The organism is Actinomadura sp. NPDC049382 (assembly GCF_040677125.1).
Classification (GTDB): domain Bacteria; phylum Actinomycetota; class Actinomycetes; order Streptosporangiales; family Streptosporangiaceae; genus Spirillospora; species Spirillospora geliboluensis.
Window position 1 is genome coordinate 48,158 of sequence record NZ_JBFARO010000030.1, and the last position, 12,305, is coordinate 60,462.

The 12,305-nt window shown below is 64.6% G+C and carries 8 protein-coding genes and 2 tRNA genes; 3 read left to right on the forward strand and 7 right to left on the reverse strand.

Features of this window, described 5'->3' with window-relative positions; genetic code table 11:
* Positions 1 to 135: 135 nt before the first annotated feature.
* On the forward strand, positions 136 to 327 hold the full coding sequence (locus AB0K34_RS20045; protein WP_364550206.1) for a DUF397 domain-containing protein: 192 nt from the start codon (positions 136 to 138) through the stop codon (positions 325 to 327).
* Between the two features lie 1,539 nt (positions 328 to 1,866).
* Here AB0K34_RS20045 and AB0K34_RS20050 read toward each other — a convergent pair.
* Complete coding sequence (locus tag AB0K34_RS20050; protein WP_138639168.1) at positions 1,867 to 3,150, reverse strand: pentapeptide repeat-containing protein; 1,284 nt, start codon at positions 3,148 to 3,150, stop codon at positions 1,867 to 1,869.
* 627 nt (positions 3,151 to 3,777) lie between these two features.
* Positions 3,778 to 6,228, reverse strand: a complete 2,451-nt coding sequence (locus AB0K34_RS20055) for a hypothetical protein (protein ID WP_364550208.1) — start codon at positions 6,226 to 6,228, stop codon at positions 3,778 to 3,780.
* Between the two features lie 226 nt (positions 6,229 to 6,454).
* On the opposite strand from AB0K34_RS20055, the gene AB0K34_RS20060 reads away from it, so the two are divergent.
* Positions 6,455 to 7,114, forward strand: coding sequence for an HAD family hydrolase (locus AB0K34_RS20060; protein WP_301176049.1), 660 nt, complete (start codon positions 6,455 to 6,457; stop codon positions 7,112 to 7,114).
* On the opposite strand, the gene AB0K34_RS20065 is transcribed toward AB0K34_RS20060, so the two are convergent.
* The 4 genes from AB0K34_RS20065 to alaS form a co-directional block, all read right to left on the reverse strand.
* Positions 7,095 to 7,967 (reverse strand): transcriptional regulator, encoded by an 873-nt coding sequence (locus AB0K34_RS20065; RefSeq protein ID WP_364550210.1) that lies wholly within the window; start codon positions 7,965 to 7,967, stop codon positions 7,095 to 7,097. The genes AB0K34_RS20060 and AB0K34_RS20065 overlap by 20 nt on opposite strands.
* 428 nt (positions 7,968 to 8,395) lie before the next feature.
* A tRNA-Gly gene (locus AB0K34_RS20070) sits at positions 8,396 to 8,466 on the reverse strand.
* 101 nt (positions 8,467 to 8,567) lie between these two features.
* Positions 8,568 to 8,641 (reverse strand) — tRNA-Pro (locus AB0K34_RS20075).
* A 63-nt stretch (positions 8,642 to 8,704) separates the two neighbouring features.
* Entirely contained in the window at positions 8,705 to 11,302 is a 2,598-nt protein-coding gene (gene alaS, locus AB0K34_RS20080) for an alanine--tRNA ligase (protein WP_364550212.1), read from the reverse strand.
* 201 nt (positions 11,303 to 11,503) lie between these two features.
* On the opposite strand from alaS, the gene AB0K34_RS20085 reads away from it, so the two are divergent.
* Complete coding sequence (locus tag AB0K34_RS20085; RefSeq protein ID WP_364550213.1) at positions 11,504 to 11,971, forward strand: hypothetical protein; 468 nt, start codon at positions 11,504 to 11,506, stop codon at positions 11,969 to 11,971.
* Here the strand turns inward: AB0K34_RS20085 and AB0K34_RS20090 are convergent.
* Positions 11,905 to 12,303, reverse strand: coding sequence for a helix-turn-helix domain-containing protein (locus tag AB0K34_RS20090; RefSeq protein ID WP_138632807.1), 399 nt, complete (start codon positions 12,301 to 12,303; stop codon positions 11,905 to 11,907). The two genes, AB0K34_RS20085 and AB0K34_RS20090, sit on opposite strands and share 67 nt — an antisense overlap.
* Positions 12,304 to 12,305: the final 2 nt, after the last annotated feature.

Genomic DNA, 12,305 nt, shown 5'->3' on the forward strand with positions numbered 1-12,305 from the left:
GATCTAGTTATCGGTATGTGAGGGGTCTTGGTGGACGGCGGGTCGTCCGCTGCGGATCAGGCAGAGGGTCATGAGGCTGAAGGCGGCCCAACAGATCATGGCTGCACTGGTGGCGGTCGAACTGGAGAACCATCGATGACGAATTGGCGCAAGTCGAGCTACAGCGGCGGCAGTGCGACCTCTGATTGTGTCGAGCTGGCGCGCTCCCCCCAGGCAGTCGGCGTGCGTGACAGCAAGGACCCGAGCGGCCCCCGCATCACACTCCCGGTCGAGCGCTTCCGCAGTCTGGCCGCCGACATCAAGCGTGGAGCACACGACCTCCCCTGACACCCGATCATGCGCATCACGACGAGAGCTCCTGAGCCGAGCGGTACGGCCGGGGCTTTCAAAGTGCGCGTTCGAAAATGATCTAGTTATCGGTATGTGAGGGGTCTTGGCGGAGGGAGGGTGGTTCGCCGCGGATCAGGCAGAGGGCCATGAGGCCGAAGGCGGCCCAGCAGATCACGGCTGCACTGGTGGCGGTATGGCGTTCGTAGCCGCAGGCCGGCCACCGGTGTGCGGCCAGCCAGACCAGAGTCGATGCTCAAGGAGCCGATGATCCCGGCACTGGCACCGACGCCACGGCCTCGTCCTGGCGGACCTGCGAGCGCAGCACGCCCAGTACCCGCAGCGTGGCCCGCCGCTTCTTCCACGCACGAAGCAACCACGGGACGTGGAGCGAGCGGTGCACACACGACGGGTCTGCGAGACGTCCCCCACAGGACCAGCAGACCACGCCTGTGAAAGGAGCACCTTCCAGGCCAACTCGCAACACCCGTTCACCCACCGGTGAAACCCACTTGGTCCTAGCTACGTCGGTGGCCGAGCATGGTGCGTGTGACCGTTCCCGAGTTTGCCCCTGAGGATGTGGGCTTCCTACTTCGTGACCTGTGCGTCCGCCTGGGGTTTTGCCTGTCCCCAGCAGATCAGGCGGCGCTATGTGCATCGCCACCCTTGGACGTGGATTCGTTCACAGAGGCGGTCTTTCGAGCCGAGGGGTTGGACGCATCACTTCACGACGACCTGTGGCACCAGGTCCGCGAGACGGTGGCAAAGGCTTTCGAGGCGGGCGGCGCGACCCCGTAACTTCGGTTCGTCGGCGGACGGGCGGACGCGTCGCGATGCGCGGCCCAGCGCGTCCGTCCGGTGACCGGCACCCCCACCGCACGCTCCGGGCGGCCAGACGCGGGCCCACGCCAGCGGCCCAAGCGCCGCCGCCCCTTGACCTGGACGCGGGCATCGTGCGCGTGGTGGGCGCGCTCGCCGAGTTGGACGGCGGACAGCTCCTGGAGGACACGCCCTAACGATCGGCCGCGGAAGCCGTAGCGATTGTGGGAAAAGCAAGGCCCAGGGGGAAACAGGGTTCCTACCTGGACCTTTGCGGTGGGAGCGGGCGACGGGATTCGAACCCGCGTAGCCAGTTTGGAAGATATCGGTTCCCGATCTTGAAACCAGCCCCGATGCAGCTCAACGACCACGCCCCATGATCCGCAAGCGACCGTAGCACCCCACTACCGACCACCCCAACGGGCACGATCAGGGCACGCTGGGGTCCGCGCACACGGCTCCGGAGGGCGCGTACCCGATCGGCACGGGCAACCGTGCTGACCTGCGCATGAACGCTCCCGCTCGCCCTTCGTGCTGCTCAGCATTCCGCACATGTTCCGGATCTTGGTTCACACGTGTGCTGGGCCGACTTGGGTGCTTGACCGCATCCTTATCAGTTCGATCATGACCAAGGTCGCTGCCTTGCTTCCCTCCGATGACCTCGTTGTGACGGCTGATCATGTGCGGTGGCGTCTGCTGATGTTGCTGTCATCGTTGCTGTCAGCCCCCGCGGGTAAGCCGCGCCATGCCAGAGGCCTCTCCCTCTACCCGCCAAGGGCTCGGCCATACGTTGTTTACGTTCGGATAGGTCGCTTTGGCTTCAACGAAGTTGGGTTCCTGTGCGAACTCTGCCTCGTCGAACTTGGCGTCCCCACTGAACTCCGCCCGGCCGAACCAGGCTTCCCCACCGAACTCCGCCTCGCCGAACTCGGCGTCCCCACTGAACTTCGCGTCGCCGAACCAGGCGCTCCCACTGAACTCCGCCACGACGAACTTGGCGTCTCCACTGAACTCCGCCCAGTCGAAATAGGTGTAGTGATGGAACATTGCCCCGAGGAACTCAGCGTTCCCGCTGAACTTCGCCTGGTCGAACTTGGTGCCCCCACTGAACTCCGCACTGTTGAACCAGGCGTCCCCGCTGAACTTCGCCCCGACGAACTCGGCTTCTCCGCTGAACTCCGCACTGTTGAACCAGGCGTCCCCGCTGAAGTTCGCCCCGACAAACCCGGCGTCCCCGCTGAACTTCGCCCCGACGAACCCGGCTTCCCCACTGAAGTGGGTCTTGGTGAATGTCGCGCTTGTTGGGTGGCAGTTTCTGAAGTTGAAATCGATCAGGTAAGCGCCGGTGAGGTCGATGTGGATGCTGTCCCAGTAGGTGGGGGGCTGCTGGTCTGGGTCGGTGATGGTCAGGTGGCGTTTGAGGAGCCGTTGCGCGGTGAGCCGGACCTGTAGTTCGGGATCTTGGGTGGTGTGGTCGGCAGGCTGCTCGGATTGATCATCCTGGCCGCTTGGCAACGCTGGGAAGGGCATCCGCAGGTAGGAGCACACGACATCAGTAACCGTCTGACGGTAGTAGGGGTGGTCTTGGGCCAAGCGCTCCAGGGAGTACAACCCGCCCAGTCGCACTGCGGCCCTGTCATGGCCGAGTAGCTCGACGCCCTGGCCGTACTCGACGTGGGCTTGGACACGTTCGGCGCGTTCCCCTGCGGCCTCGTCGACCCGTTGACGGCGGTAGGCGGTCACCAGGGCGACCAGGGCACCGACACCAGCGACCAAGGCGAAGACCAGTTTGAGCAAGTCCAGGAGGTCTTTGGTCTCCAGTGGCTTGGGCTCGGCATGCGACGGTGACCCCAAGAGCAACGACAGTAGGAACCACGCAGCGACCAGCAACACCACGGCGGTGGTAAAGGCAAACGTCAGCGCCCGGCGGATCGACCAGAGCCCGAGGGTCTTGTGCGCGTCCTTCACCGGCCGATACTCCGGCGTCGTCTTGTCTCGGCTCACAAGCTCGATGCTAGGGACGTTCAATGGTGCCGGCGACCGTTCGGGAGAAGCGGTTGCCCGCTCCTGGCCATCCGCACTCAAGACGCTGCCTCTTTGGGGCCGCCCGGGGCATGCGGCGTAACTGCTGTTCTCCCCCGCGCGCCTCTCCGGCTCCGACGAGACCTGTCCGGAGGGTGCTCCCGCGCGAACGGCGAGAACCCCGTGACAGACCGTTCCGCGCGGGAGTGCCCTCCGGCTCCAGGAGAGGTCTGGGGAACCACGGGGTTCCCCAGTAGCGCACGCTCAACCGATCTTCCGGCAACTCCCCGAAGACTCCAACGGTGCTCGACCACAGTCACGCCTTGGTGCTCGTCGCCGAATGGCCTGACCAGACTCGCGCCTGGTGCTCATCGCCGAACGGGCTGAGAGGCTCCGGCGTCGATTCGTCAGGGCGGCGGCGCGCCCCGCGACGACCGGTTCGGGGCGTAGCCGGCGGATGCGTCGCGATGCGAGGCCCGGCGCGGCCGTCCGGTGACCGGCGCCTACGCCGCACGCTCCGGGCGGCCTGGCGCGAGGCCGCGCAGCGGCCTGAGCGCCGCCGCCCCTTGATCCAAAACAGCCCAATTCGGCAAGCCGATGGAGTTGGCGTCACCGACGCTTGCGCCTGTTCTTCGAACTCGGCTTACGTTTGCTCTTCTTCGTTGGCTTTCGCTTGCTCTTCTTCGGCGGTGGAACAGGGCGACGCATTACCTCGGGAGACTGAAGGCCCATGGCCGCTACCAATCGATCGAGTTGGGCGTCTTCTGTCACCCTTGTGTTCATGTAGCGACTCGCAATTATATTGCCTTCGCTAAGAAGTATCCCTAAAGAACGATCGGAACCAAGTTGATGCTTCTTCGCCGTGATATACATCTCAAGACTTCGCAACGCGTGCCCTATCTCGCCCCCGGGAGGCAGGGTAGCTGCGAAGAGCGTTGGAAACCCCTCATCGTCCGGATAGCATTGAACTGTGGAGTGGGAGGATTGATCACGCTTGGTGGCGTCTGTTATCTTCTTCAGATTTCTTAGCGTTCGGCGCTGACTTTCGGTTGATAGATTGAGGAGATCTGCAGAAAATCTTAGCCAGCCGGATTTGTGTCCATTGGCAAGATAGTCCACTATTTCGGCAATGCCTTCAAGCGGAACAAAGGTGGGCTTGGAGGGGGCCTCGTGAAAGACTCCCTGCTTGCCGTACATCCAATGGTCTAGCCGATCCGTTAGCGTAGAGACGCGTGTTAGTGTCGATTGTTTGCGAAATTGCTTCTCTGCTTGAGGTGTCGGTTTTCCAGATTGCGAGAATCTCTCGTAAACGAGTTGGGGGTCCGGCTCGGCATAGAGCTTACCTCCCATAAACAACATGAATAGGTCGAGCTCATCGACCGCCCTGAATAGGAGGGAAATGTGAGAGTTGGTTCTTCTGCGTAGATAGAGCAAGAACTCGGCCGGGCGGTCAAGTACCCGGGAGATAACCGCGAGATCATGCAAAGAGACAATCCAGGGGAAGGTTTCACGTTTTATGATCCCAGCGCGGACCAATTCATCGAGACCTGTGCCGAGGGGGCCCATGTCATCCAGGCAGACTGCGATGGATCTAATCTCCCTGACCTGCTCCAAATCCAGCCACTCTCGATTTTCAAGCCAAAGACCTTGATTCTCAGCGATCAGTGTTTCAAGTCTGCATGCTTGCTCATGTGCTTCGCCGATCGTTCTCTTCAGATCTGTAGATAGCCTTCTTATCTGCCCTCGCCTAGCCTGCTCGGAGACGCTTCGCGCTTTAACTTCAACGCAGATCGCGACATCCTCAATTAGGAACAGCGCGTCCGCTTCTGTCTGATCAGAGATTGACTGGAGATTCGTTGCTTCATGGTTCAGTGCAGTGATCGGTACCCCTTCCCTCGGGCGAAGATACTTCAGCGCCACATGAGCGACAGGGACCCCCAGAAGCCGACTCAAATACTTTACTGAAAGCTGCTCACTTGCACGCATCCGTCGACTATCATAACGATTCCATGCCTTGGTCCCCTTCAAGCGGGCTTCAACGACTTGTCTGAAGCAGTCCGTTCCCAGTGGCAAGCCAATAGTTATGTAATTGCCTTCATTGTCGACTAGAAGTGCTGCCCGATTGTATGGGCCATCTCCGTCGAGAAATGAGGCCACACTTTCCGTTGCATCCTTGGCCTCGAAATGCGTTGAAAAGGTGTTGAGAATAATGTTTACTTTGGATAGTTCTAGGCCGGTGTGCGCAACTACATCCTCGGTAGTGAAGGAAGCGCGCTTTCCAGGAGTGGCGAATATGGAGAAAGTGGCTTCGGAGCCACGCCGAAGGTCGACGTCGCTTGGAGGTTCGCCAGGAACCCAATTTTGTACAGACTGGCCAAGCTTTGCAAGAGCGTCATGAAACTTCTCCTCATAGAGTTCTGAGACGCTGTCACGGACGCGGGTGAATTCCTCGTAGGTGAACCCGATGGTTTCAAGGACTTGCGCATCACCGCGTCGACTTGAGAACAGTTCACTATTTATTTCTTCCTGAATGTCGACATACTGTTTAACTCTCACGTTCAGTTCATGGCCGGCGTAAGTTGCTGCCAAGTCAGCAAGAGGTTCCTCTGGGTGCCTCTCTGCCTCATGCAGGCGCGCAAAGACAGACAGGTCGAGAAGTTGGCTGCAGTATGCGTGAAGTTTTTCGATGATTTCATTTGGATAGCTGGTGCTTTTTGTGTCTGGTTCGCGATAGCCTCTTGCGCTCATCAGGACGGCAACTAGTTCGATTGCCGCAGCGCGCTTGTCGGTCGAACTCTCTCTATAATGCGGCAGATATAGGGGCGTTTCCCGCTGGCGCATCAGGTCTATGATGTCGAATGCGTCGAAATCGCGAGTCAATTCGAGAATGGACTGAACCGTCGATACTATTACTTCATCTTTTCGCGATGTATAGTCCTGAAGGGTTTCACCTTCTCTGAGATGCGACAGTACTTCTCCAAATTTTTGCAGCATAAATGCGATGCTTTGTGTGTCGTCAGTGTAGAAACGCGCTGGTAGATTCTTCTGATGGTCTGTCATGGCTAGTACCTTGTCCAACCTGCGTTGCTGGGGCCGCCGGATTATGTTGGTCGGGGCTGTAGGCGTCCGATGACGGGTCCGGGCTGCCTGTGCGATCAATATGAAGCGACGGGATCCTGGCAGTTTAGAGCGCGTGCACGCCCCACGTCTCCCGGAAGCGGTAACTGTCTTGGTTGGCTTGAAGGCAGTCTCTAACGGGCTAGTTGCGTCTCGTAAGCTGCACAACATGATTCGCGCTGTGGTGTTCGATGTCGGCGAGTGTCTGGTGAACGAGACTCGGGAGTATGGGACGTGGGCTGACTGGTTGGGGGTGCCTCGGCATACGTTCTCGGCGATGTTCGGGGCGGTGATCGCTCGGGGGTTGGACTACCGGGAGACGTTCCAGGTGTTCGCGCCGGGGTTTGATCTGACGCAGCAGCGTGAGGAGCGGGCCGAGGTGGGGCGGCCTGAGACGTTCGGGGATGAGGACTTGTATCCGGATGCGCGTCCGACGCTGGCGAAGCTGCGGGGTGATGGGCTGTGGGTCGGGATCGCGGGGAATCAGACGGTGCGGGCCGGCGGGATCCTGCGGTCGTTGGACCTGCCCAGTGACATGATCGCGACGTCGGATGACTGGGGTGTGTCCAAGCCTGATCCGGGGTTCTTCCGGTGCGTGGTGGACGCTGCGCCCTGCGATGCGGGCGAGGTGCTGTATGTGGGTGACCGCTTGGACAACGACATCATGCCCGCGGCTGCGGCGGGGTTGCGGACGGCGCTGATCCGGCGGGGGCCGTGGGGGATCGTTCAGCAGGACGACCCGGAAGCCGACCGCGTTCCGACGATGCGGATTGATTCGCTGGCCGAGCTTCCGGGTCGTATCGCTGAGTTCAACGCTGGAGCGCGCTGAGGGTGGTCTGCCATCCGTAGAGGCGGTCGTCCAGGCGGCGGACGCATTCGGTGTCGGCCCATGGCTGGAGGGTGCGGCGGACGTCGTGGACGCGGTCCATGCCGGTGGCGTACCAGGTGACGGCGAGTTGCTCTAGGGCCTGCTGGGCGTAGGAGCATGCGGCTTCGGGGTCACGCTGGGCGACCTCGACGGCGGCCAGGTCGCCGAGGATGACGGCTCGTTGCTTGGCGTTGGTGTCGCCGATAGCGTCCAGGACGCCGAGGAGTGTGGCCTTGGCCTGGGCGGGCTGACCGGCCTTGAGCTGGGTGTCTCCCTTGAATGACGCGAGGCTGATGGGCGAGAACCAGTTGAACCAGTCGGGGGCGGGCTGCCCGGTGCTCTCGGCCAGCAGGTGTTCGGCGTGGTTGATGAGGCGGAGCGCTTCGCGGGGGTGTCCGCAGCGGGTTTCGCACTCGGCCTCGACGGCGTCCAGCCATGCCAGGAATTCGGCGGGGGCGGTGCCGCGTCGGGCGTAGGTGCGGGCGGCGCGCATGCGTTCGGCTGCCTCGTCGCGTCGGCCGTCCCATCCGGGGATGAACGCGGCGTGAGCCAGGATCGCCGCGCCCAAGAGCGGGTCGTTGGCTTCGCCGGCGGCCTGGAGGGCGCGGACGTATGAGGCGTCGGCGTCGTCGGGCTGGCGCAGGTCGAAGAACTCGATGCGGCCGACCAGGAGCAGGGACTCGGCGAGCGCGGTGGCCAGGATGGTGCGCGGGACGCCGGTCGTCTCGGCCAGGAGCTGCGTGCCGAGCTTGGTGTGCTCGACCACTGTCGGGTGGAGTTGGGCGGGCTGAACGGAGAAGTAGAGGCGACGCAACGCGCCGTTGATGGCGGAGAAGTCGGCCCCGACCGTGGGCGGCTGAACGGCAGTGTTGGCCTTGGGGAGTGGGAGCGTGGCACCGGTTCCCTGGGCGGGGACGGCTGACGCGTTGGGGTTGGGGCGTGAGGTCGCCGGGGTGTCCGAGGTCCCGATGGCGCGGTGCCAGCCTTAAAGAGTTGATGGGGAGGACGGGCCACGTCTCCACGCGGGTGGCGCTGGTCTATCAGCACGCTAGCCAGGATCGAGACAGGGTGATCGCGGTGGTGCTTGGGGAGGCGTTCGAGGGGGGTCGGGCCAGTGAGACAAGGTGACGAGGGCACGCTGAAACGGTTGGGCACGCAACGGGTGCGGAGGCCGTGGCGATCGTGGGAAATGGCGAGGCCCAGGCGGGGAAAGACAGTTCCTGCCTGGGCCTTTGCGGTGGGAGCGGGCGACGGGAATCGAACCCGCGTAGCCAGTTTGGAAGACTGGGGCTCTACCATTGAGCTACGCCCGCGGGCGGATGGAGAGCCTCGGGGGTCTCGATCGCCAACCCGTAGCGTACAGGGTTTCGGGGACGGGTGGAGACGGTGGTCGGCCGCCGGACGGTCTCCCCGGTCGGGCTGGCGGGATTCGAACCCACGACCCCTGGCACCCAAAGCCAGTGCGCTACCAAACTGCGCTACAGCCCGCACATCACCGCTGATCGCGATGACGGGGAGAAGTCTAGTCCTGATCAGACCCTGGTCGCTCGCCTAGCCGAGGAGGGCGCGGGCTTCGGCCGCGGCCGTGGCGATCGCGTGCGGGAGCTTCTCGGGGTGGCGGCCGCCCGCGTTCGCGATCCTGCCCTTGCCGCCGGCGCCGCCGCCCAGCTCTTGGGCGGCGCTGGTCAGGAGGTCGCGTGCCGTGATGTCGAGGTCCGTGCCCACTGCCGCGACCAGTGCGGTTTTGTCGTTGGCGGTGGTGCCCAGGATCACTACGCCGCGCGGGGTGAGGACGTCGGTCGCGATGGTGCGGAGGTCGCTGGGGGTTAGGCCGGGGATCGTTTGGGCCAGGAGCCAGCCGTTGGGGTGAGGTTCCTTGTGGGGGGTGAGGTGCTGGGCCTGGACGCGCAGGTTCGTTCTGTGGAGTTCCTCTAGTTCGCGTTGGGTCGCCGCGAGGGTTTCCAGGCGCTGGCGGAGGCGGTCTGGTGCTTCGTTGGGGTGGACGTTCAGGAGCGCCGCCAGTTCGTTGAGCAGGTGGGTCTGGTGGTCGTAGTGGCGGAGGGCGTCGGGGCCGGTGAGCGCTTCGATGCGGCGCAGGCCCGTGCCTATGGACGATTCGCCGACGATGTGGACGGGGCCCGCCTGCGAGCCGTGGCCGACGTGGGTGCCGCCGCACAGTTCGCGGGACGCGTCACCGATGTCGACTACGCGGACGTCGTCGTTGTACTTCTCGCCGAACATCGCCAGCGCTCCTGCCTTTTTCGCTGAGGAGCGGCTGGTTTCCCAGACGCGCACTTCGGGGTCGTCCAGGAGGTAGTCGTTGACGAGGGTCTGGACGGGGACGGTGTCGACGGGGGAGAAGTGCGCGAAGTCGAAGCGCAGGCGGCCGGGTTCGACGCGGGAGCCGCGCTGGGTCGCGTGGTCGCCGAGGAGGCGGCGCAGCATCGCGTGCAGGACGTGGGTCGCGCTGTGGGAGCGCGCGGTGGCCGCGCGCCGGTCGCCGTCGATGGACGCCTCCGCCTCGTCGCCGGGGCGCAGCTCGCCGTTCAGGACGCGGACGGTGTGGACGTGGAGGCCGTCCAGTCCTAGTTGGGTGTCGAGGACGTGCAGGGTCGCGCCGGTGGTGCGGATCATTCCGGTGTCGCCGACCTGGCCGCCCGACTCCGCGTAGAACGGGCTGCGGGTCAGGATCACGTCGATCTCGTCGCCCTCGTGCGCGCTCGGGAGTTCCCCGGTGGGGTCGAGGAGCGCGGTGATGCGTGTTTCCGCTGTTTCGGTGTGGTGGCCGACGAAGTCCGTGAGGCCGTGGCGCGCGGTGATGCGGCGGTAGTGGTCCTGGCGTGCGACCGCGTCGCCCTTGCGGTCCTGGCCGGCCCGGTGCGCCTGGCGGCGCTGCCGGTCGAGGAGTTCGGCGAACTCGTCCTCGTCGACGGTGAGGCCCGCGGAGCGCGCCGCGTCGATGGTCAGGTCGATCGGGAAGCCGTAGGTGTCGTGCAGCTCGAACGCCGTGCGGCCGGAGATCGTGGACGTGGCGCGGGTGATCGCCGTGTCGAGGAGGCGGGTGCCCTGGCGGAGCGTGCGGCCGAACGCCTCTTCCTCGGAGGTGACCACCTGGCGGATGAGGTCCGACTGCGGCGCCAGTTCCGGGTAGGTGCCGACGACGCTGGACGTCAGGTCCGGGAGCGCGGGGTCGATGCCGAGGCGGCGCGCGTGCCTGATCGCGCGGCGCATCAGGCGGCGCAGGACGTAGCCGCGGCCGTCGCGGGCGGGCAGGACGCCGTCCGCGATGAGGAACGCGATCGAGCGGGAGTGCTCGGTGACGACGCGGAAGGACGTCGAGTCGTCGCTTCCGTCGCGGCCGGGGTAGGCGCGTCCCGCCCTTTCCTGGACGAGGCGGAGGGTCGGCGAAAGGAGGTCGGTTTCGCAGACGGTGTCGACGCCCTGCAATATCGCGGCGAGGCGGTCGAGGCCGAGGCCGGTGTCGATGTTCCGCGCCGGGAGTTCGCCCAGGATCGGGTAATCGTCCTTACCCGATCCTTCGCCGCGGAGGTTCTGCATGAAGACCAGGTTCCAGAGTTCCTGGTAGCGCTCGCCGTCCACGGCCGGGCCGCCTTCGCGGCCGAAGGACGGGCCCCGGTCGTAGTGGAGTTCGGACGACGGTCCGCACGGGCCGGGTATGCCCATCGACCAGTAGTTGTCCTCCATGCCCAGCCGCTGGATGCGGTCGGACGGGACGCCGATGCGCCGCCACAGGCGGTGCGCTTCGTCGTCGTCGCGGTAGACGGTGACCCAGAGGCGTTCCGGGTCGAGGTCGTAGTGGCGCGTGAACAGTTCCCACGCCCAGGTGATCGCCTCTTCTTTGAAGTAATCGCCGAAGGAGAAGTTGCCGAGCATTTCGAAGAACGTCGCGTGCCGGGTGGTGCGGCCCACGTTCTCGATGTCGGACGTGCGCGCGCACCGCTGCGCCGATACCGCGCGGGGATGCTCGGGCGTGGTCTCGCCGAGGAAGTACGGCTTGAACTGGTTCATGCCCGCGTTCGTCAGCAGCAGCGTCGGATCGGACGGGACGAGCGGGCTCGACGGCACGACGCGGTGGTCGCGTTCCTGGAAGAAGCCGAGAAAGGTCGAGCGGATGTCAGAAGAGCGCATGGGACGGCCTCACGAGGTCGATGGGATGACGGCGCACACCGCCGAGCCGGGCCGGGCACGACTGCTCGTTCCCCAGCTCGGCGCGGCTAGCTCGCCGTCCCACCTCGTGAATGACCATCGCCGTCCACCGTACCCCGCGGCCTGGGGAGCGGCACATGGTTTTCGGGTGCGCCGAGCGGCGGACGATCCTACGGTGGCGATGTGTACGCCTATGTGGGGCCGCCGGAGTTGCGGGCGCTGGTCCGTCCCGGGACGGCGGGTGAGCCCGTCAGGTCGGCGTCCGACGTGAAGGCCCAGGACGAGCCGTTCACCTTTGTCGTCACTCTCGACGGGGTTCTGCGCATTGCGCCGCGCCGCAGCGAGCACGTGGTGTGCGCCGGCGGACGCGACGTCCTGGCAGCGGGTGAGATCGCCTTCGACGGCGCGGTGGTCACCGAGGTCAGCAACCAGTCGACCGGGTATTGCCCGGGGGAGGAATCCTGGCCCGCCGTCGCCGCCGCGCTAGACCGTGCGGGGTTTCAGCGGCCCGAGAAATTCACGGCCTTGTTCGTTTTCCGGCATTGCGCCGAATGCGGGGAGCTCAACGTCGTGAAAGACGAGCACTACGTCTGCGTGTTCTGCGACGCGGATCTCACGAGGGACGCCTCCGCGGCCGCGCGCGCGTCGTAGTCGGCGCGTGCGCTGTCGATCTGGTCGATGTGGCTCGCCGCCCACATGACGAGGGTCTCGGCCGCGTCCATCAGGGTGGCGCCGAGCGGGGTGAGGGAGTACTCCACGCGGGGCGGCACGACCGGGTAGACGGTCCGCGTGACGATGCCGTCGCGTTCCAGGCCGCGCAGCGTGACCGTGAGCATCCGCTGGCTGATGCCCTCGATCTCGCGCTTGAGCTCGGTGAACCGCTTGGTCCCCTCGCCGAGCAGCGCGATCACCTGCAGCGACCACTTGTCGCCGACCCGGTCGAGGATCTCGCGGGCCCGGCACTGGTCCGGGTGGTGCTCCATGG

Coding starts and splice junctions, on each gene's coding strand:
- AB0K34_RS20045 (WP_364550206.1), top strand. CDS start 136: ATGACGAATTGGCGCAAGTCGAGCTACAGCGGCGGCAGTGCGACCTCT.
- AB0K34_RS20055 (WP_364550208.1), bottom strand. CDS start 6,228: ATGACAGACCATCAGAAGAATCTACCAGCGCGTTTCTACACTGACGAC.
- AB0K34_RS20060 (WP_301176049.1), top strand. CDS start 6,455: ATGATTCGCGCTGTGGTGTTCGATGTCGGCGAGTGTCTGGTGAACGAG.
- alaS (WP_364550212.1), bottom strand. CDS start 11,302: ATGCGCTCTTCTGACATCCGCTCGACCTTTCTCGGCTTCTTCCAGGAA.
- AB0K34_RS20090 (WP_138632807.1), bottom strand. CDS start 12,303: ATGGAGCACCACCCGGACCAGTGCCGGGCCCGCGAGATCCTCGACCGG.